This is a genomic window from Klebsiella sp. 18074, from assembly GCF_902705905.1.
In the GTDB taxonomy this organism is placed as follows: domain Bacteria; phylum Pseudomonadota; class Gammaproteobacteria; order Enterobacterales; family Enterobacteriaceae; genus Klebsiella; species Klebsiella terrigena.
Window position 1 is genome coordinate 43586 of record NZ_CACSIS010000015.1, and the last position, 18633, is coordinate 62218.

The 18633-nt window shown below is 54.7% G+C and carries 18 protein-coding genes, 2 tRNA genes and 1 pseudogene; 11 read left to right on the forward strand and 10 right to left on the reverse strand.

The window, feature by feature from the left end:
* Positions 1-68: 68 nt before the first annotated feature.
* From GVK32_RS16000 to GVK32_RS29550, 3 genes are all read right to left on the reverse strand, one after another.
* Positions 69-144 (reverse strand) — tRNA-Asn (locus tag GVK32_RS16000).
* A 127-nt stretch (positions 145-271) separates the two neighbouring features.
* Positions 272-1708 (reverse strand): EmmdR/YeeO family multidrug/toxin efflux MATE transporter, encoded by a 1437-nt coding sequence (locus tag GVK32_RS16005; RefSeq protein WP_159870371.1) that lies wholly within the window; start codon positions 1706-1708, stop codon positions 272-274.
* A 95-nt stretch (positions 1709-1803) separates the two neighbouring features.
* Positions 1804-1896 (reverse strand): DUF5951 family protein, encoded by a 93-nt coding sequence (locus tag GVK32_RS29550; RefSeq protein WP_367575711.1) that lies wholly within the window; start codon positions 1894-1896, stop codon positions 1804-1806.
* A 5-nt stretch (positions 1897-1901) separates the two neighbouring features.
* Here GVK32_RS29550 and GVK32_RS16010 point away from each other — a divergent pair.
* Positions 1902-1977: transfer RNA gene (locus tag GVK32_RS16010), tRNA-Asn, on the forward strand.
* Positions 1978-2055: 78 nt separating this feature from the next.
* Here the strand turns inward: GVK32_RS16010 and GVK32_RS16015 are convergent.
* The 4 genes from GVK32_RS16015 to GVK32_RS16030 all read right to left on the reverse strand — a co-directional run bounded on the left by GVK32_RS16015 (position 2056) and on the right by GVK32_RS16030 (position 6686).
* Positions 2056-2985: an isopenicillin N synthase family oxygenase gene (locus tag GVK32_RS16015; RefSeq protein WP_218645821.1), complete on the reverse strand. Its 930-nt coding sequence runs from the start codon at positions 2983-2985 to the stop codon at positions 2056-2058.
* An 87-nt stretch (positions 2986-3072) separates the two neighbouring features.
* On the reverse strand, positions 3073-4500 hold the full coding sequence (locus GVK32_RS16020; RefSeq protein WP_143966772.1) for an amidohydrolase family protein: 1428 nt from the start codon (positions 4498-4500) through the stop codon (positions 3073-3075).
* 11 nt (positions 4501-4511) lie between these two features.
* The gene (locus GVK32_RS16025) at positions 4512-5501 is read right to left on the reverse strand and encodes an ABC transporter substrate-binding protein (RefSeq protein WP_041146327.1); all 990 of its coding nucleotides are present in this window, start codon (positions 5499-5501) and stop codon (positions 4512-4514) included.
* Positions 5502-5762: 261 nt separating this feature from the next.
* Positions 5763-6686 (reverse strand): LysR family transcriptional regulator, encoded by a 924-nt coding sequence (locus GVK32_RS16030; protein WP_159870368.1) that lies wholly within the window; start codon positions 6684-6686, stop codon positions 5763-5765.
* Between the two features lie 215 nt (positions 6687-6901).
* Here GVK32_RS16030 and GVK32_RS16035 point away from each other — a divergent pair, with 215 nt between their 5' ends.
* From GVK32_RS16035 to GVK32_RS16075, 9 genes are all read left to right on the forward strand, one after another.
* Positions 6902-7876, forward strand: coding sequence for a PDR/VanB family oxidoreductase (locus tag GVK32_RS16035; RefSeq protein WP_159870365.1), 975 nt, complete (start codon positions 6902-6904; stop codon positions 7874-7876).
* A gap of 20 nt (positions 7877-7896) precedes the next feature.
* Entirely contained in the window at positions 7897-9162 is a 1266-nt protein-coding gene (locus tag GVK32_RS16040) for an amidohydrolase family protein (protein ID WP_159870362.1), read from the forward strand.
* Positions 9163-9166: 4 nt separating this feature from the next.
* Positions 9167-9637 carry a RidA family protein gene (locus GVK32_RS16045; RefSeq protein WP_115192300.1) on the forward strand — a complete coding sequence of 157 codons (471 nt, stop codon included), beginning with the start codon at positions 9167-9169 and terminating at the stop codon, positions 9635-9637.
* Between the two features lie 21 nt (positions 9638-9658).
* On the forward strand, positions 9659-10540 hold the full coding sequence (locus tag GVK32_RS16050) for a creatininase family protein (RefSeq protein ID WP_041146332.1): 882 nt from the start codon (positions 9659-9661) through the stop codon (positions 10538-10540).
* Between the two features lie 82 nt (positions 10541-10622).
* Positions 10623-11537 (forward strand): ABC transporter substrate-binding protein, encoded by a 915-nt coding sequence (locus GVK32_RS16055; RefSeq protein WP_370461164.1) that lies wholly within the window; start codon positions 10623-10625, stop codon positions 11535-11537.
* Positions 11534-12361 (forward strand): ABC transporter ATP-binding protein, encoded by an 828-nt coding sequence (locus tag GVK32_RS16060; protein ID WP_159870356.1) that lies wholly within the window; start codon positions 11534-11536, stop codon positions 12359-12361. The genes GVK32_RS16055 and GVK32_RS16060 overlap by 4 nt, the downstream gene beginning before the upstream one ends.
* Before the next feature lie 4 nt (positions 12362-12365).
* Positions 12366-13181 carry an ABC transporter permease gene (locus GVK32_RS16065; protein ID WP_159870353.1) on the forward strand — a complete coding sequence of 272 codons (816 nt, stop codon included), beginning with the start codon at positions 12366-12368 and terminating at the stop codon, positions 13179-13181.
* 27 nt (positions 13182-13208) lie between these two features.
* The gene (locus tag GVK32_RS16070; RefSeq protein WP_159870350.1) at positions 13209-14612 is read left to right on the forward strand and encodes an FAD-binding oxidoreductase; all 1404 of its coding nucleotides are present in this window, start codon (positions 13209-13211) and stop codon (positions 14610-14612) included.
* Between the two features lie 132 nt (positions 14613-14744).
* Positions 14745-16022 (forward strand): TonB-dependent receptor, encoded by a 1278-nt coding sequence (locus GVK32_RS16075; protein ID WP_159870347.1) that lies wholly within the window; start codon positions 14745-14747, stop codon positions 16020-16022.
* Between the two features lie 7 nt (positions 16023-16029).
* Here GVK32_RS16075 and GVK32_RS29210 read toward each other — a convergent pair.
* Positions 16030-16245 (reverse strand): annotated as a pseudogene (locus tag GVK32_RS29210) (hypothetical protein); the annotation flags it as partial.
* Between the two features lie 1356 nt (positions 16246-17601).
* Here GVK32_RS29210 and GVK32_RS29215 point away from each other — a divergent pair.
* A complete protein-coding gene (locus GVK32_RS29215) occupies positions 17602-17868 on the forward strand; it encodes a hypothetical protein (protein ID WP_227697857.1) in 267 nt (88 codons plus the stop codon).
* 60 nt (positions 17869-17928) lie between these two features.
* Here the strand turns inward: GVK32_RS29215 and GVK32_RS16085 are convergent, their stop codons facing one another.
* Entirely contained in the window at positions 17929-18267 is a 339-nt protein-coding gene (locus GVK32_RS16085; protein ID WP_115192295.1) for a DUF1869 domain-containing protein, read from the reverse strand.
* 10 nt (positions 18268-18277) lie between these two features.
* The gene (locus tag GVK32_RS16090; protein WP_041146340.1) at positions 18278-18610 is read right to left on the reverse strand and encodes a DUF1971 domain-containing protein; all 333 of its coding nucleotides are present in this window, start codon (positions 18608-18610) and stop codon (positions 18278-18280) included.
* Positions 18611-18633 lie beyond the last annotated feature (23 nt).

An 18633-nucleotide genomic window follows, 5' to 3' on the forward strand; every position in this document is an offset into this window, starting at 1 on the left:
CCCCGTGAATCGACAGCGCTGCAAACGACAAAAAGCCTGCTTAGTTTCCTAAGCAGGCTTCTTTAATATGGCTCCTCTGACTGGACTCGAACCAGTGACATACGGATTAACAGTCCGCCGTTCTACCGACTGAACTACAGAGGAATCGTGTGAACGGGGCGAATATTAACGGCGACGCCCGGCCTTGTCAAAGGCTGTTTCGCACATTTCAAACCGTTTGCCGATTTATTCTCCACTTTGGGCGAAATTTGTCGTTCCGCCCAGAAAATGGTTAGGTTTCGCGCACCTGGCTTTTGCTTCGAGGATATTTCCACAGCCAGCGCCCGCTGACCATCCGGCAGTAAAACAGCGCGCCGCGTACCGCCCAGTCGAGCACCATCCCCAGCCACACGCCAATCACGCCCATGCCGAGCACGATGCCCAGCGTATAGCCCGCTACGACGCGGCAGCCCCACATCCCCAGCATCGACACCCACATGGTGTAGCGCACGTCGCGAGCGCCTTTAAACGCGCACGGCAGGGTCCAGGACATCGCCCAAATCGGCATAAAGAAGGCGTTCAGCCACAGCAGCTCTTTAACCACCACTTTGACATCCTCTTCGCTGGTATAGAACGAGGCGATCAGGTTAGCAAACGGCGCGGTTCCCCACGCAATTACCGTCAGGATGATGGTCGATAGCCAGAATACATGCCACGCCTGGCGCTCCGCCTGCCCAATCTGGCCTTTTCCCAGCCGGGTGCCGGTAATGATGGTCGACGCGGAGCCCAGCGCGTTTCCCGGCAGATTAATCAGCGCGGCGAAGGAGAAGGCGATAAAGTTGCCGGCAATGACGTTGGTTCCCATGCCGGCGACGAACATCTGTGTCAACAGCTTGCCGCCGTTGAACAGCACCGATTCGATGCTCGCCGGGATGCCAATGCCCATCACTTCCCAGATAATGGCAAAGTTAAGCGGTTTGAAATAGCTCTTCAGCGAGATGCGCAGCGCGGGGTTAAAGCCGACGGCCAATACCCACACGATCGCCACCGCTCCGATGTAACGGGCGATGGTCAGCCCCAAACCTGCGCCGACGAAGCCGAGCCCCGGCCACGAGAAAACGCCGTAAATCAGGATGCTGCTGATAATAATGTTGATGATGTTCATCCCGCCGTTAATCAATAGCGGAATTTTGGTATTGCCTGCCCCGCGCAGCGCGCCGCTGCCGATCAGCGCAATCGCCGCCGCCGGGTAGCTCAGCACCGTCAGCTCCAGATAGGTTAGGGCCATATCCTTAACCTGGGGCGAGGCGTCGCCGGCGACAATATTGATAATTTCTTTGCCGAAGGCGTGTATCACCACCGCCAGCAAAATGGAGAATAGCGTCATAATTGCCAGCGACTGCCGCGCGGCCGCGCGCGCGCGTCGTGGATCGCGCTTGCCGAGGCTAAAGGCAACCACCACCGTCGTACCGAGATCGATGGCGGCAAAGAACGACATGATCACCATATTAAAGCTGTCGGCCAGCCCAACCCCGGCCATCGCCTCTTTACCCAACCAGCTCACCAGGAACGTACTGACTACGCCCATCAGCAAAACGCAGCTATTTTCCAGCAAGATGGGGACCGCCAGCGGGCTGATTTCACGCCAGTAGAGTACGCGATAACTCTTACGTTTTTTGAACCAGGATGTTCGTTCTACGACCCTGCGTACTGCGGATGTGACGTTCAAAGGAGACCTTAGTGAGAAAAGTTGAAACTACATTTCAAATGATGATAGAGAAATGCTAATCCTGCAAAGCATTTTTCCTTCTAAATTGTCGGTAATTACAACAAATTGTTGATAGAAGCGGCGGTTGGCCGACAGGGGCAGAATAGATGTTTGACAAAAATTTTTTCGCCGCTAAGATACGACCCCACACGATTCCTCTGTAGTTCAGTCGGTAGAACGGCGGACTGTTAATCCGTATGTCACTGGTTCGAGTCCAGTCAGAGGAGCCATATTGAAGAAGCCCGCTTAAGGAAACTTAAGCGGGCTTCTTGTTTTTACATTAATCCTGAACGCTGGCGTAGCGCAGGTTATCCTTTGGCAAAATTCGCCTGAATACGCTGTTGCAGGTAATCTTCAGCGCTGATGGCCGGGTATTTCGCCTGCGGCCCCAATATTTCAATGTCCTTGTTTGCCTGACAGAAAAACGCCAGGCTGTAGCGTGCTCCCTGATACTCACCTGGCAACGGATTTCTCACCCGATGGAAATTTGACGGCAGCTGGTCGTCACTCCAGCGCATCAGCATGTCGCCAATATTACAGGTGATCACGTCCTCACGCGGTTCGATGCTGGTCCACTGCTGGCTTTCGCGATCTTTGCCGGGGCAAACCTGTAATCCTCCCTGACCGGGACGCTGGAAAAGCAGCGTCAGACAGTCAAAATCCGTATGCGCCCCGGCACGCCACATCCCCTGCTCCGACTGCACGGTGGCATAGTAGTGCAGCATACGCAGCGTACTCTGATAGCTTTTCTGTTGCGGATCGTGCGCCTTTTCGAAAAAGTGCTCAGGAAACCCTAACCGAAGGGCAAAACATGAAAGCAACTTCATGCCCAGTTGCCAGCATTGCGATTCGAAATTTAGCATCGTGCGTTTAAACGCCGGTAGCTCATGTTCAGCGGGCCATAGCGGGTCCATCAGCGGACGGGTTATCTGATAGGATTCTTTCTGATCCGGCGTTTGGGTCGACGGGCGCACCTGGGATTTATTTTCCCACCCGGCGTTGCGCGACAGCGGGTAGCGGGCTTTGATCTCCCCCGGCAGCGCGAAAAAGGCTTCCGTCATGCTGAATGCCTGCCGGATGTCGTCCAGCGCGATACCGTGATGACTCACCTGAAAGAAGCCGATTTCCACTGCTGCCCGCCACAGTTCGTCGGCAATCTCGTCTTTACGGTTGGCGAAATCCGACAGATCAATACAGCGAACCTCACGGGCAAAAGTCTCTTCGCCCATTGCGCCCATCGTCGCCTCTTTTTCCAGTTCCTGTAATGCATAGCTTTGCGTTTGAGTTGATTGCGCCACTGTTTTTATCCTTCTTAATCAAAAGAGTTAGCCTACTGCGCGCTGTTGCAGAGTGCGCACCGCCGATATTGCCTGATGGCGCATTGCGTCCAGATCGAGGCCGGGGATCGCATCGTTTTCGACGATAACGCGACCATTGATCATCAGCGCCCTGAGCGAAGCCCGCCCACCGCAAGCCACCGGGCCAATCGCCATGTCGTGCAGGCCGAAATAGCGAGGGTCGTCCAGCCGGTAAATCGCGATATCTGCCAGCATGCCCACCTGCACGGTGCCACTTTTTTGCAGGCCAAGGATCTGTGCGCCACCAGCGCTGCCCCATCGCACAACGTCTTCAATCGTTGCCGCATCGCCGCCGCCCTCAAAGCTTCCGCCTTCATAACGCGGCTTCGCCTGCATGCCTTTTCTGGCACGCTGCAAAAGCCAGGCGGCGTGCGCCTCACTTTGCATGTCGGCGGCCTCGTTCGAGGCTGCGCCGTCAACGCCCAGAGAGATGGGGACACCCGCCTGTTCCAGTGCCAGCAAATCCGCAATGCCGCTGCCCAGCCGTCCATTACTTTGAGGACAGTGCGCAATGCCGGTACGCGTCTGCCCCAGCATCGCTATCTCCTGCGGCAGCAGTTTCACCAGATGCGCAAACCACACGTCATCCCCCAACCAGTCGTGCTCGGCGCAAAACTGCACCGGAGTCATATTAAATTTGGCGCGCGCTGCATCGAGATAATCCACCGTTTCAGACAGGTGGCTGTGCAGCCGGATACCTAAATTTCGTGCCAGTTTCGCCATTTCGCGCAGCTGCGGGCCAGGTGCCGAATGCAGCAGCGTGGTCGGGGCCATCACCACGCGGCGCAACGACGTCGGCTCCGGGCAGTGATAGCGGCTGACAAGGCGCTCCATATCCGCCATGTAATGATCAAAACTCTCCGGGCGCAGCGCCTGCGGCAAATCCTGCTCAATCGTCCGCCCCTGCGTAGCGCCACCGCGGCACAGCACTATGCGCATCCCCAGCGCCTTGCCCTCATCGAACAGGATCTCCGAGGTGTCAAACGGCATATCCGGCCAGTAGAGATAGTTGTGATCGGCCACCGTGGCGCAGCCCGAACGCAACAACTCTGTTAAACCGATTCGCACCGCCAAACGAAAAGTCGGCTCGTCGAAGGTGGCACGAAAACGATAAGGCGTGGCGCTTAACCACGCAGTCAGGCTTTTATTCAGCCCCTGAGGTTCTCCTTTAAGCAACGACTGAAACAGGTGATGGTGAGTATTGACCCAGGCCGGATAGACCACACAGTCACGTGCGTCGAGCAACCGCTCATCCGCCAGTGCCGTCAGGGAGCCAATGGCCTCGATCACGCCATCGCGGACGCGAATATCTGTCCCGGCGTGGCGCGCCGCACTCCCCGCTAATCCGGTCAGGATCGCGTGCGCGTTTTTAATCAGCAATGATTGAGATGACATTGCAACGCTCCTCAAGGTTTAACCTGCATGTGCTCAACAAACTCCGTGGTATAAGCCTGTTTCCAGTCGGTATCTGCCTTTAACAGTTTGGCGTTGACCATGAAATCACGGGTTTTCTGCCAGCGGTTTTGCGTCATGGTGCCCCAGCCTTGCGTTGCCGCATCGCCACCGTCAATCAGGTGATGCTCTTTGATTTGCTGAACGCCCCAGGCCAGCAGATCATCGGTCATTTTCGGATTATCCTTTTTAATTAGCGCGTTACCTGACGACGGGTCCTGCAGATAGCTGACCCAACCCTCCATTGACGCACGTACGAATTTCGCCATCGCTTCTTTACGGCTGCTGACAAGATCCGGACGCGTGATCAAAATCCCGCCATAAGGGGGATATCCGTGTTCCGAGAAGAGGAAGAAATTAGATTTCACCCCGGCCTTCTGCGCCTGAAAAACCTCCGAGCTGACATAGGCTTGCTGCGCAACATTATCGTCGGCAACAAAGGGCTGAATGTTAAAGGTATAGGGGCGAACCTGTGAGTCGCTGAGCTGGTAGCGCGCCTTAAGCCACGGCCACCAGGTCGATTGCCCTGAGCTGGACACCAGAATGGTTTTGTCCTTCAAACCGTCGAGGGAAGTGACGGAAGCGTGCGTCAGCAGACCCTGCGGGTCGAACTGGAACGGAGCCGCGATGGCTTTGGCCTGAAAACCCCGCTGTACTGATTCGAGCAACTGGAGGTCGTAGCCGATTATCACATCGGCGCGTTTTGACAACAGCAGCTGCATGCCGTTGATCTGCGGGCCACCGGACTGAATGCTGACATCCAGCCCGTAGCGTTTGTAAATGCCTGTCGCCAGCGCCTGATAATACCCGCCCTGCTCCGCCTGAGCATACCAGGACGTCAGCAATACGAGTTTCTCATCAGCGTGAGCCGGCAGTGAAAACAGGCCAGGAACCAGCGCGCTCAGCACGCAGCAAGATAGGGGAATGCGGGATATTAACTTCATTACTCCTCTCCTAATCATCGCCGGAGGGAGAACGAGCAGACGCAGCTCAGCCCCCTGACCGGCTCAAAATGAACCGCGAAATAGTTGCTGAGCAATGTCCCGCGCAGTTATCTGCACTGACCGCTTCTACTCATTTTTTACTATACAAAAAGGATGCCAACTCCGCGGGTGCACTCTCTATGCGCCTTCTCAGGGGAGCGGATTTCATCGGCCTGCAACTTTTGATTCATCTCGGAGCGTGCTGCACCAAATAAGTGCGTATTAACGTGGGTCCTGGCCGGGCATTTGAATCTGGCTAAAGAGCATTTCCAGTTGTTTAAGCATCATCGAAGCCGCCAGGGAAAGCTGTCTTGCCGGAGCCACGCACAGCGACAGCGTGAAGGTTTTTAATTGCGGATCGGTCAGCGGAATAAACTGCAATTCGTCGTTTTGTACCTCATCCATGATATCGAGCCAGCACAGAATACCGATGCCAATTTTCTCTTTAATCAGGGAGCGGATCATATGAATGTTATTTGAAACGGCGACCTCATTAATCATGTCCCCGTTGATATTCATCAGCGCCTGAACTGGCTCGGCAAGCATCAGCGGCGCAGAAGGCAGGATGAACGGATATTCCATGCACTGATTAAAACGGACACCGCTTTTGTCCCCAAGCGGATGCCCTTTCGGCACCACGACGCCGAGTTCAATTTCGGCAAAGGCCCGCACCTGCAGCTCTTTGGAGCTTTGCGGGTTCAGCATAAGCCCGAAGTCAGCATCGCCCGACATCAGCGCCTGCTGAATATCGACGTTGTTCATCGTTGTCAGGGTGAATGAAATGTTCGGGTAGTCGAGATGCACCTTTCTGAGCATCGCCGAGAAAAAATGCCGGTTGATAGCGTCGATGGTGGCGATCCTCACATGCCCTCTGCGCAGCCCCCGCAGGTCGTCAAGCTGTTCGCAAACGCGGGAAAAATCTTTTTTCCAGTTGTTGGCGGCATGTAACAAAAGCTCACCAGCAGCCGTCAGCCGCAGCCCGGTGGGATGTCGTTCAAACAGGGGCATCGCCAGCTCGTTTTCAACCCGCAGTATCTGCCGGTCAATTGACGAAGCGGCGACATGCAGGGTTTCGGAGGCCTTGCGAAACGAGCCCTGGCGGGCAACCTCAGTGAAGTACAGCAAAAACCGGGAGAATGCGAACATTGTGTAGTGCTCTCTTTTATGCAACGGGACGTGCGAATCAAAGCGCTGGACGCAACAGTTTTATAACAATAACGTAGCTTTCATTGCAACGGGAACAATCGTTTCATCGCTTTAAAAGCAAAATTTTCGCCTCCTTCTTACTATAGCGGCGGATTGTGCGGCGAACGGGTTGAACTTTCCCTTTAATGAATGGCTTATCAAATTAAATACGGTAAATGACAATGAAAGATGCCGGAGTAATTCCTGTCACAATAAAAACGGTCGATATAAATGGTGAAGGAAATATTTCATTGCAGCTTGTTGCGCAGCACAAGAGGTTATTACCGGCTTATTCCCCCGGCGCCCATATTGATGTTTTCATTCCTGAGATCGGGGCCCGACAATATTCTCTTTGTACCGAAAGCAGCAGCCGGGAATATTATGAAATTTGCGTAAAACTGGCGGAAAAGTCCGCCGGCGGTTCGCACTTCATTCACCATCATTTCCGCCCTGGCGATAACCTGACCATCTCGGCACCGCGCAACCATTTCCCATTGCCCGATGCGGGACGATATCTGCTGTTTGCCGGGGGTATCGGCATCACCCCGTTGCTAACCATGGCGGAGTACATAGCTGAGCAACAGATTGAATTTGAAATGCATTACTACATTTCAGACACGGCACAAACGGCGTTTATATCACGCCTGAACACGCCCGCACTGGCCGGTCATGTTTTTTTGCATTGCAGCGCGGCAAACGATTCTCTGCGCGACAAAACGCCCCCAAGCCTGCGTCAGGCCGATCGGAATACCCGCGTGATGGCCTGCGGCCCGGACGGATTTATTCAGCGTTTGCAGGACATTATGCAGGAACACCACTGGCCAGCCGAAAATTTATCTTTTGAGCGTTTTAGCAACGCCAATATGAATAATGACACCGACGGGCAGGAATTCTATATTCAGCTTAATTCTACCGGCAAACGTTATTTAGTCAGCCCGCGCCAAACCATTGCCGAAGTTTTATTAAGCGCCCGGGTCGATATTATGCTGTCGTGCGAACAGGGTATTTGCGGCTCCTGTATCACCGACGTGATCGACGGGATCCCTGACCACCGGGATTGCGTGCTGACTGACGAAGAGAAAGCCGCGAACACACAAATTACGCTGTGCTGTTCGCGATCCAAAAGCCCCGTACTGGTCCTTGACCTGTAATGCCAACGCGGAGTCTCAAGATGAGTATCTCAATCCCCACATCACCGCTTAATGGCATTGCTAACGTGCGCCTCCCCGCGTGGCTGCTTCCCGGCGACTGGCCCGTGCAGGCGGGGGAACCGGTGACGGCCGATTTGCGCTTTGACGCAGGGAAAATTACGTCACTGATGCCCAGCCAGCCGCAGCAGGATCACTTGTGGAATGCCCACGGCGCACTGGCGCTTCCGGGGCTGATTGAACCTCACGCACATCTCGATAAAACCTTCACTATTGGCCGCAGCCGACCGTCCAAACCGGGTCTGCTGGCCGCCATTGAAACAATGCATCAGGACCGCCAGCACTGGACGGCGGCAGACCTTCATCAGCGCGCAAAGCAAGGGCTGACGTGGGCCGCCGCTCACGGCGTAACGCATTTGCGCACCCACATTGACTGGTTCGACATCCTCCCGCCCATGGCCTGGTTCGAGCTGGCAAATATCAGGCAGCCGGGCGTCACCCTGGAACGCGTCGCTCTGGTCCCGCTGAGTTTTTTTGCCGACGCAGAGGCCGCTGACCGCATCGCGCGCGCGGTGGCGCAAAGCGGCAAAGACTGCCTGCTGGGGGGCTTTATCCACTCCTCAAATTGGGACCCGGCGGCCATGACCCATCTGCTGCGCAGCGCCGCCCTCTGGCAGCTGAATCTGGACCTGCACATTGACGAAGAGCTTTCTGACGTGGCGCACGGCCTGACCTGGCTGGCGCGTTATTTGTCGGAGAATGAATTTAGCGGCCACATCAGCTGCAGCCACGGCTGCGCGCTATCCTCCGGCAGTGAGCAACAGGCGCACGAGGTGCTGAGTTTACTGGCGGCACAGCGCGTCACGCTGATTGCGATGCCGATGACCAACCTGCTGTTGCAAGATGCCGTGACAAACCGTACGCCACGCCAGCGTGGCATCACGCTGTTGAAAGAAGCGCAGGCGGCGGGCATTCCGGTGCTGCTGGGCTGCGACAACGTGCAGGATGCTTTTTGCCCGGCAGGCAGCTACGACCCGCTGGATACGCTGATCTGCGCCCTGTTCTCACTTCAGCTGGAAAACGTCTTTGACCAGCAATCGCGTCTTATCTGTGATGTGGCGGCACTGACCGGTGACGTCGCCGCAAATCGTCCGCTGGCTGTTGGCACCGAGGCCAGTTTGATCCTCTTCCCAGGCAGCGACAGTCTGACCTGGCCTTTAAACAGCGCGGCCCGTCTGGTTATCCACCACGGCAGGCTGACCCACCAGCGCACGTGGAATCAGGAGTGACCCCATGAGTCTTGAAGCAGGAGCGGGCAAACCGCTCGCCAATTATGCCGCCTGGCGTCGCGCCGGTGATTTTGTCTTTCTCTCCGGCATGATTCCCGTCAATCCGCAGAGCGCGACGATCGTGCGGGGTTTTCAGGATATCCCCGACCCTGCACGCCGGTTACTGGGCGAAACCGGCGAATTCTCAACCGATGCCAAACAGGGGCCGGTTCTGGCACAAAGCTGGTATGTGCTCGAAAGTATCCGCCTCACGATTGAAGAAGCCGGAGGGCAAATGAGCGATGTGATCAAGCTGGTGCAGTACTTCCGCAATCTCGATCACTTTCCTTACTACAGCCGGGTCAGAAAACTTTTTTACCCCGATCTGCCACCGGTTTCTACCGTCGTGCAGGTCAGTGAAATGCTGCCCAGCGCCGAGGTGCTGATTGAAGTTGAAGCGACGGCCTGGTTACCGCAATCCCGCCTAACCCAATAATGTCCGACCACGAGGCACAGCATGATTAACGGCTACATTCCCGCAGAGCGGTTTCTCCCCTTCCTGAGCTGGACAGCGATTGCAGCCCTGCCAGACAAAGCCAATACCGTGATCGTATTGCCAACCGGCGCAATCGAACAGCACGGGCCGCATCTGCCGTGTTCGGTTGATAGCGTGATTTCCTCGGGGGTGGCGGGTTATGCGCTGGCACGGCTGCCGAAGGCGATCCCGGCCTACGCCATCCCGCCGGTAACCTACGGCAAATCAGATGAGCATCTGAATTTCCCCGGCACGCTGACCTTAACCGGTGACACGCTGCTGCAAACGATTTTAGAAATTGCCGAATCTCTGTACCGCGCCGGATTCCGTAAATTGCTGATGATCAACGGTCATGGCGGGCAGCCGCAGGTGTTGCAAATGGCATCACGGGAAATGCGCCTGCGCCACGGCGACATGATTATGATCCCTCACGACGTGTTTCGCGTGCCCAACGTTGAAAACGAGTTTCTGAGCGCGCAGGAACAGAAGATGGCGATGCACGCAGGTCACAGCGAAACGGCGGTGATGCTGGCGCTGGCCCCTGAATGCGTCCACATCGAACGCGCGGTCGCCAATTACCCCCCGGAGTTCCCTTGTCCCACGCTGTCGTCAGGTCGCCCGGCGGCGGCGTGGGCTTCCTATGATTTTGGCCCGAGTGGCGTCATTGGCGACCCGACCGGCGCTACCGCCGAACAGGGGCACGCGATCCTCGATTCGCTGGCGGCAAGCTGGGCACAGGCGATTACCGAAATCCATCATATGGAATGGAAAGTACGCAGCGAGCCAACCTGGGGGAAACACCACTGGAACGGTTTTGTGCAAACCACTTTTACTCCTCCTCCGTCTTCTTTTGTTTCTAAATAAAGGAACCCTTGCGATGAAAATACGGCGTACATCTTCTTATATCCTCCTTGCCCTGCTGCTGGCCGGGGTTTCCACCGCCAGCATGGCGGAAGAGAAATTCACATTCATCACTAACTGGTACGCTCAGGCGGAGCACGGGGGTTTTTACGACGCGCAGGCCAAAGGTTTGTATAAAGCGGCGGGGCTGGATGTCAACATCAAGATGGGTGGTCCGCAGGTGAACGTCATGCAGCTGATGGCCGCCGGGCAGGCTGACTGTACGCTTGGCGACAACGGCCAGGCGCTGGAAACCTGGCAGGCAGGCGTTCATGCGGTCACGGTGGCGACCGTGTTCCAGCATTCACCTACCGTCTTCATCAGCCATGACAAGGTGGATAAAGCGCAGGAGCTGAAAGATAAAACTTTCCTGCTGGCCACGGAGGCTTACACCTCCTTCTGGCCGTGGGCGAAGAGCGAGCTGGGGCTGTCCGTCGCGAAGATTCGCCCTTACACCTTCAGCGTGCAGCCCTTCCTGGCAGACAATAATCTGGTGCAGCAGGGCTATGTCACTTCCGAACCGTTCTCGGTCGAAAAAGGTGGCAAACCTTTCTACGTCTACATGCTCAGCGACTGGGGCTATCCGCCTTACGGCAACTCAATTATCTGTATGGCCGATACGGTTAAAAAACGCCCGGCCGCAGTCGCCGCCTTCGTAAAAGCCTCTATGCAGGGCTGGAAAGAATATTTGCAGGACCCGACCGCAGGCAACGTGCTGATCGCCAAGGCTAACCCGCGCATGGGTGCCGATCAGATTGCCTTTGGTATCGCGCAGATGAAGAAGTATGAGCTTGTCACCGGCGGCGATGCGCAAACCGGCGGTATCGGCATCATTACTGAACCCCGGCTGAAAAAGACCTGGGAGATGCTGGTGAAAAACAAGCTGATTGACGCGGATAAAGTGCCGTTTGAGCAGACCTATACCCTCGAGATGATCAAAAACGCGAAGGTTATGCCATGAATTCAGCCCCTAAACTGACCATGATGAGCGATGTTCGCTCACCTCTCCCCTCGCCGATACCGGCTATTGAGGTGCTGTCGGCGGAGAAAATTTACAGCAACGGCACGCGTGCGCTTTTGCCAGTCAATCTCACGATTAATCAGGGGGAATTTGTGACGCTGCTCGGCCCGTCGGGCTGTGGCAAAAGTACGCTATTAAAGATGGTCGCCGGCCTGGTTGAACCCAGTGACGGCAAGCTGGTGCTGTGGCGGCGCGACAGCCGTGAAAAAGTGCAGGTGCCGCTTTCTTTTGTGTTTCAGGAGGCCACGCTGATGCCGTGGAGCAACGTGCAGAACAACGTACGTTTACCGCTGGATCTGGCGGGTGTGCCTCGTGCCGAAGCCAACACCCGCGTCAGTGAAGCGCTGGAGCTGGTGGGACTGGAGAAATTTGCCAACGTATTGCCGCGCGAACTCTCGGGCGGCATGCAGATGCGCGTGTCGATTGCCCGCGGGCTGGTGACGCGCCCGAAACTGCTGCTGATGGATGAACCCTTTGGCGCACTCGATGAAATAACCCGTAATAAGCTCGACAGCGACCTGCTGCGCCTGTGGCGTGAACAGGGGCTGACGGTGGTGTTCGTCACCCACTCTATCCACGAGGCCGTGTTTTTGTCGCAGCGGGTGATCATGATGGCCGCGCGGCCAGGCCGGGTGGTGGAAGATATCGCCATCTCCGAACCGTTCCCGCGCAGCGAAGATTTTCGCGTCAGTCCGGCTTTTTCACGGTATGCGAAGCAATTGCAGGACAGCCTGCTGCAAGCCAGCCAATCGGGTATGGAGTAAAAATATGCACACACAAAAATCCTCTCCGTGGATCAACAACCCCACGTTTCGCAAAGTGCTTTACCCGGCAGTCGTAGCAGTCATCATGGTTTTGCTGTGGCAGGGCTGGGTGAGCTATTTCAAAATCCCTCAGTTTCTGGTGCCTTCACCGGGGGTGACGCTGCAAAGCCTGTGGACCAATCTGGGTTCGCTGACGATGTCGCTGCTGTTTACGCTGAAAATCACCCTGATCTCATTTTTACTCTCGATCATCATCGGCGCAGCGGTGGCATTTGTGCTGGTGCAAAATCGGTTTGTTGAAACCGCACTGTTTCCCTACATCGTGTTCCTGCAGGTGACACCGATTGTGGCCATCGCACCGCTGATTATTATTTGGGTCAAAGACACCACGCTGTCGCTGGTGGTGTGTTCGACGCTGATGGCGGTATTTCCGATTATTTCCAATACCACGCAGGGGCTGCGCAGCGTATCGCCGGGTCTGCTGAGCTATTTCCAGCTCAACCACGCCAGCCGTTTGCAGATACTGATCCGTTTACGCATTCCTTCCGCCCTGCCTTATTTTTTTGGTGCGCTGCGGATTTCCAGCGGCCTGTCGCTGATCGGTGCCGTCGTTGCCGAATTTGTTGCAGGCGCTGGCGGCAATAACACCGGCCTGGCCTATCAGATTTTGCAGGCAGGATACCAGCTGGACATCCCGCTGATGTTTGCAGCCCTGCTGTTAATTTCCCTCACCGGCATCGCGCTGTTTGGCGTGATGTCATGGATTTCAAGGCGCGTTCTCAGCGCCTGGCATGAAAGCGAAGCCGTGCAATCTCATTAACCTCACTCATGATTAGGCAGGAAGAAGATGGACAGTGAACAACGTAAACATGCGCTTGCCCTGATACAGCAGGCGCTGCCCGATCTAGACTGGACTTTGCAGGCGGCAAAGGTCAAACGCCTTTCACGCGATTTTCACTGGTTCAGCCCGGTGCTAAAACAACGGCTCGAAGACAAACAGGCCGATGCCGTGGTCAGGCCACGTAACGAAGAAGAGCTGATTTTACTGGTTAAAGCCTGCGTTCAACACCAGCTGCCGCTGATTTTGCGGGGCGGCGCGACCGGCAACTATGGTCAGATGGTGCCCCTGGAGGGCGGGATGTTGGTCGATATGACCGGACTCAATCAGATATGCGAACTGGGTGACGGCGTGGTTCGTGCTCAGGCGGGTATCCGGCTGGCCGAGATCGAGGCAGTCACGCGCCCTGCGGGCTGGGAGCTACGCTGCATGCCGTCAACTTATCGGCTTGCCAGCCTCGGCGGCCTTTACGGCGGCGGCTTTGGCGGCATTGGCTCAATCAACTACGGCCCGCTGGGCGCGCCAGGTAATGTGCTTAGCGTAAAAGTGATGACGATGGAGGCCGAGCCGCGCATTCTGCAGATTCCTGCCCCGCAGGCGCTACTGCTGCACCATGCCTACGGTAGCAATGGGATCATTCTTGAGGTAGAGCTGGCACTGGCACCGCTTCACCGGTGGATAGAGCGGCTGGACGTGTTTGATGATTTCACCGACGCGCTGGATTATGCCAACGCCTTTGCCCGCTCTCCGGGGCTGGTAAAACGCCAGTTGGCGCTGCTCGCCGCGCCGATCCCGAGTTATTTCAGTCACCTAAACGTGCACTATCAGGCAAATCAGCATGCCGTCATCAGCGTTATTGCGCAGGAAAGTGAGGGATTCTGTGCCGGTCTGTTGGAAAAATACCGCGGGCACAGCGCCGTGCGTCAGACCGCCGACGAGGCGCGTGAAGCCAATGCATCACTGATGGAATATTGCTGGAACCACACAACGCTGCACGCCCTTAAAATTGATAGCTCTCTCACTTATTTGCAGACGGCGTTTAATTATACGAATTATCATCAGCAGATTATCGATATGGCGGCTTTATTCGCCGACGAGGTTATTTCGCATATCGAATTCCTCCGTGACACCGATGGAAATATAACCGCCAGCGGATTGCAATTAGTACGTTACTCCAGCGAAGAACGGCTGAACGAAATAATATCCACCTTCCGTGATAATGACGTAAAAATAAACAACCCCCATGTTTATCAAATTGAAGATGGTAAACAAGGAGACATTAAACCCGAGGTTGTTTCTGTGAAAAAATGCCTTGATCCCAATGGGTTACTTAACCCTGGCAAGCTCAGAGGCTGGGAAGTCCGCAACACATTGATTTTAGATAACGATCCTCTTTTATTGCCTGACAGATAAAAATAACTATTACCTCCCTCCCTTTTATAAAAAATCGGGATAGTAACCGTTTGTGCACTACCCGATAAAAAAATTATTGGCCGTCTTCTCTGCCGGCTGAAGACATTATATTTTTTTACCAGGAAGATATTAATGAAAAGTAATAAATTCAACTTTACGCTAAAGTTGGGCGCAATCGTCGTTTCTCAGGCATTATTTATGGGCCATACGCTGGCGGCCACGCCTGCTGCATCCGGCTGCACGGCAGGCGTGGCTGATTCCCTGACCGAAATGTTCACCTGCGGCTCGGTCACCGGCAGCCTGCGTACCCTGTATTACTCCACCCATAATGCCTATTTTTCGCCAGGCTACTCTCAGGACACCGTCAGTTACGGCGGCAGCGTGAAGTATGCAACAGCGGAATACTACGGCCTGAGCCTTGGCGTCAGCGGTATTCTCCAGCGCGGTATTTCGCATAACGACGACCATCTGATCGCCGAACTCGGCCCTAACCAGACCGGCGTGGGCGAAGCTTATCTGAGCTACCACTATCAGGACTTCCGCATTACAGCCGGTGACCAGCGCATCAATATTCCCTTTATCGGCGACTATGACTGGCGTATCACACCGATTCTATTCCGCGGTGTTGACACTCATTACGGCGACAGCGACAACTTCCTGCACGCCACCAAAATCACCCGCTACAAACCGTGGGGCGACGACCAGTTCCTCAATACCACTGCTTATACTGATGCCGACGGTACCACCAACGGCATGTGGGGTGTTGGCGGCGGGCGTGCCGTTAAGCTGGATAATAAAAAGCTTAACGGCCAGCTTTGGTACGAGAATTACGATAACTACAGCAGAATAGTGTACGCCGACAGCTTCCTGTCCTGGTCTGATTCACCGTCCCAGCCAAAAATCGGTGTTCAGTTTATTCGTGGCCTGAGCGAAGGCAAAGCGCTGGCTGGCGAAGTTAACAGCACCAGCTACGGTGCACAGTTCGTGATGAATTTCACCCCGGTATTGAAATGGTCCCTGAACTACGACCACATCGCCGCCAACGGTAATGCCTACGGTAACGGCGCGCTGGTGACACCTTACGCACACAACACCTCCTCCGGCCCATATTTTGCGCAACCGTTCTTCACCAGCACTCAGGATCTCGGCAGCGGCAATGCTTACTCAACCGATCTGAACTGGACCGCTACCGACAATATCTCTTTGGGCAGCCGCTATTCCTTTATGGATTTGACCGCCAGCGCCGGCGCATCCAGCAGCAATCAGTCTGAATATCTGGTGTACGGTACCTACAGTTTTGATGGCGTACTCAAAGGGTTGAGCATCACGGATTTTGCCGGTGTGCAAACCACCTCAACGTCGGACAAAAATTTCTGGCAGAACCGTCTTGCCCTGGAATATGATTTTTAAATATCCCTTAGTGCGGCGGTAATGTCACAGCGGTTTTCTGCGCGTCTGGCTGCACCTTGTGCAATGCCTTTTCAGCCCGCGCTGCGGCCGCACTTTCCCCCCTATCCCGCACTACCTGCACAAGCAGACGCAGTTGCCCGACGCTCAGGCCAACCCGCAAACTGGCACGCGTGTGTGGCAGCCGCGTTGCTCCCATTCCCGGCGTGGCGGATAAAGCGCCAACCGCCCGCTCAAGCCCACCTGCTAACCTGTTTTGTGATTGTTGCGCTTCACCGCCGGTTAGGCTTTATGTGGTTCATGAAGCCTTCAGGAAATACCTCAGCATCATGCTCATCTAAGCAAAAAATAAGAGGCTTATCAGACACAACCTACACCCCTGCAGCTATATTTGCTGTAAATAAAAGCATGTCTTTAAAAACAGTATTGACACTACTTTCAAAATGGGTAAATTAGGAATCAACAGCGGTGAAGTGGTAGTTCGCTGTTATAAGTTGAAAGTGTTAGTAAGGTAACAAAAGTAATTTGCGATAAAGGCCACGTATTTTGTTGTATGGGATTACGGATGCTAAGAAGCGTTTTTTTACATCGGTAATGTTTTAAGGCCACGTAGTTAGGGTAGTTAATCGCAAATCTGGGGAAGTAGCGCGACGATGTAAGGCTATGTTTTTAAAGTTATTGCTTGCGATTGAGTTGGGTACGTTAGTTAAGTTAAGCGATCGCAACGGAAGTCAGGCCACGCATCAAAGAGTATATGTCGCGAGGGGATGTACTTGTTTAAAGTGCCATTTTTGAAGGTGATGAAAATGGTAGGGTAAAGTAACGAGAAAATAGAGGGAGGTTTTAGTTAGTATCAGCACCCAATATTATCTGTGATAAACGTGTACATTTAAAGCAGTATCATAAGCAGTACCCATATTAAGTCCATGAATGTTAAATCTTAAATCAGTAGTTCCTTAAAAGCCCTGGCTGCAACGGTCAGGGCTTTTTTGTATCTACTCCGTTGATCTTCTCTATCAATCGACTCCTGAGTGACGACCTCGTCCCTGTTCCCTAAGATCATTCAGCCATCTACGGGCATTACCGGAGCTGATTCCAGCCCGTCACAACGCCTGTCCTTAAGCTCCTCCCCATTGCCGGCAGTCGCACGGCCCGGCGTATTATGCTAAACCATGTCGCTGCAGATGTAGCCTGCTGGCTGTCGTTGCCGCTCATGCACTAAACGGAGGTTATCATGATTTTTTTGGGCCACGTCACTTCGCGGACATACCGGCACTGACCTGATCCTCCGCGCTGGTTAGCCAATTTTAGCTTTTATGAGCATCGTCAATCCGCGCCTATTGCGGCTGAGCCCGGCACGATCATTCAGGCGGTACAGAACCTGGACATGACGGCGGACCCGATTATTAACGCGCTGCTAAAACTGCGTAAATTACCCGGCAGATGCTATTAGCGTTTTACGCAGCATCCCTCCCCCCACACTGTTGACGTCAATGATTTTGGCTTTGCCACATTCACCCCGCTGCATCAAACCAGCCGGGAGCTGGTTCTCGGACTTACCGGCCAGTTCTGGCGGCCCACGATGGCGGTTCATCGCCTCCCCGACGCCGACGCATTCGCCCGCTTTAACGAGGCTGATGCCGCGAAGCTTATTCTGTGTTTTCGGGTCGTCACGGTCGACGGCGAGCACCGGCTGGTCACCGAGACCTTCGTGCACTGCCCTACCCCACGGGTAAAACGGCGCTTCGCCTGCTACTGGGGAGTTATCCGCCCGGCAAGCGGCTGGATCCGTCGGCGAACCCTGCTTGCGGTGCAGCGTCAGCTGGCGCTGGAAAACGGCGAGGGCTAGAGGTGGAATGAGGGAAAGGCAGACACCGTCAGATGTCTGCTTTAGCCTGCGGCGCGGACATTACCAGCCGCAGACGTTGGTCTCTTCATCTGATTCATAGCCGCGGACGATATTAACCAGATCCTTCACCGCATCGGCGGCAATGAGCGGGTCCTGTAATTCGACGAGGGTTGCAAACTCTTTATCTACCGATATGCCGTTATTATTATTCGTCACCGACAGAACAAAGCCTTTGCCCTGTTCATTATCCACCGACAGTGAACCAATAAGTTCTGCTACCGCCTGCACCGCAATATCTGGAACATAAAGCGCCATTGGTTTCAGATAGACTTTTGCTTGTTTTTCATCATTGTTGCCGTTAACAACCGCTAATGAATAGCCTTTATTTTCACTGTTCATAAGTTCAGCTTTATCCCTCTATCAGAATTTTAGGATCGACATAGAAATCCACGTTAAAAACGGTATCCTCCGTCAATGCTTCAATACGGTGCCATTTTTCCGCCGGAAAGACGCCGAACTGTCCGGCCTCTATCGTCATCGTTTCGACAGGCTCAGGGGCGGTTTCATCCGTATAGCCATAATAGCGTATAGCACCCTGCATGACCGCCAGACGAGGATAAACGCCCTGCCGCGTGCCGGCATCAAGATGTCGCTGCCAGATTGACGCCGGTGCCGTTTCTTTGGTCCATAGCGGGGTTGTGCGGGTATGCACGTAGTGGGTAGGAATAACGATACGCTGCATGATTCGGCCTCTCTTTCCGCACC

Excerpts from the sequence above, each read along its gene's own strand:
- GVK32_RS16015 (WP_218645821.1), bottom strand. The coding sequence starts at position 2,985 with ATGGGCGCAATGGGCGAAGAGACTTTTGCCCGTGAGGTTCGCTGTATT.
- GVK32_RS16020 (WP_143966772.1), bottom strand. The coding sequence starts at position 4,500 with ATGTCATCTCAATCATTGCTGATTAAAAACGCGCACGCGATCCTGACC.
- GVK32_RS16025 (WP_041146327.1), bottom strand. The coding sequence starts at position 5,501 with ATGAAGTTAATATCCCGCATTCCCCTATCTTGCTGCGTGCTGAGCGCG.
- GVK32_RS16030 (WP_159870368.1), bottom strand. The coding sequence starts at position 6,686 with ATGTTCGCATTCTCCCGGTTTTTGCTGTACTTCACTGAGGTTGCCCGC.
- GVK32_RS16035 (WP_159870365.1), top strand. The coding sequence starts at position 6,902 with ATGACAATGAAAGATGCCGGAGTAATTCCTGTCACAATAAAAACGGTC.
- GVK32_RS16040 (WP_159870362.1), top strand. The coding sequence starts at position 7,897 with ATGAGTATCTCAATCCCCACATCACCGCTTAATGGCATTGCTAACGTG.
- GVK32_RS16045 (WP_115192300.1), top strand. The coding sequence starts at position 9,167 with ATGAGTCTTGAAGCAGGAGCGGGCAAACCGCTCGCCAATTATGCCGCC.
- GVK32_RS16050 (WP_041146332.1), top strand. The coding sequence starts at position 9,659 with ATGATTAACGGCTACATTCCCGCAGAGCGGTTTCTCCCCTTCCTGAGC.
- GVK32_RS16055 (WP_370461164.1), top strand. The coding sequence starts at position 10,623 with ATGGCGGAAGAGAAATTCACATTCATCACTAACTGGTACGCTCAGGCG.
- GVK32_RS16060 (WP_159870356.1), top strand. The coding sequence starts at position 11,534 with ATGAATTCAGCCCCTAAACTGACCATGATGAGCGATGTTCGCTCACCT.
- GVK32_RS16065 (WP_159870353.1), top strand. The coding sequence starts at position 12,366 with ATGCACACACAAAAATCCTCTCCGTGGATCAACAACCCCACGTTTCGC.
- GVK32_RS16070 (WP_159870350.1), top strand. The coding sequence starts at position 13,209 with ATGGACAGTGAACAACGTAAACATGCGCTTGCCCTGATACAGCAGGCG.
- GVK32_RS16075 (WP_159870347.1), top strand. The coding sequence starts at position 14,745 with ATGAAAAGTAATAAATTCAACTTTACGCTAAAGTTGGGCGCAATCGTC.
- GVK32_RS29215 (WP_227697857.1), top strand. The coding sequence starts at position 17,602 with ATGGCGGTTCATCGCCTCCCCGACGCCGACGCATTCGCCCGCTTTAAC.
- GVK32_RS16085 (WP_115192295.1), bottom strand. The coding sequence starts at position 18,267 with ATGAACAGTGAAAATAAAGGCTATTCATTAGCGGTTGTTAACGGCAAC.
- GVK32_RS16090 (WP_041146340.1), bottom strand. The coding sequence starts at position 18,610 with ATGCAGCGTATCGTTATTCCTACCCACTACGTGCATACCCGCACAACC.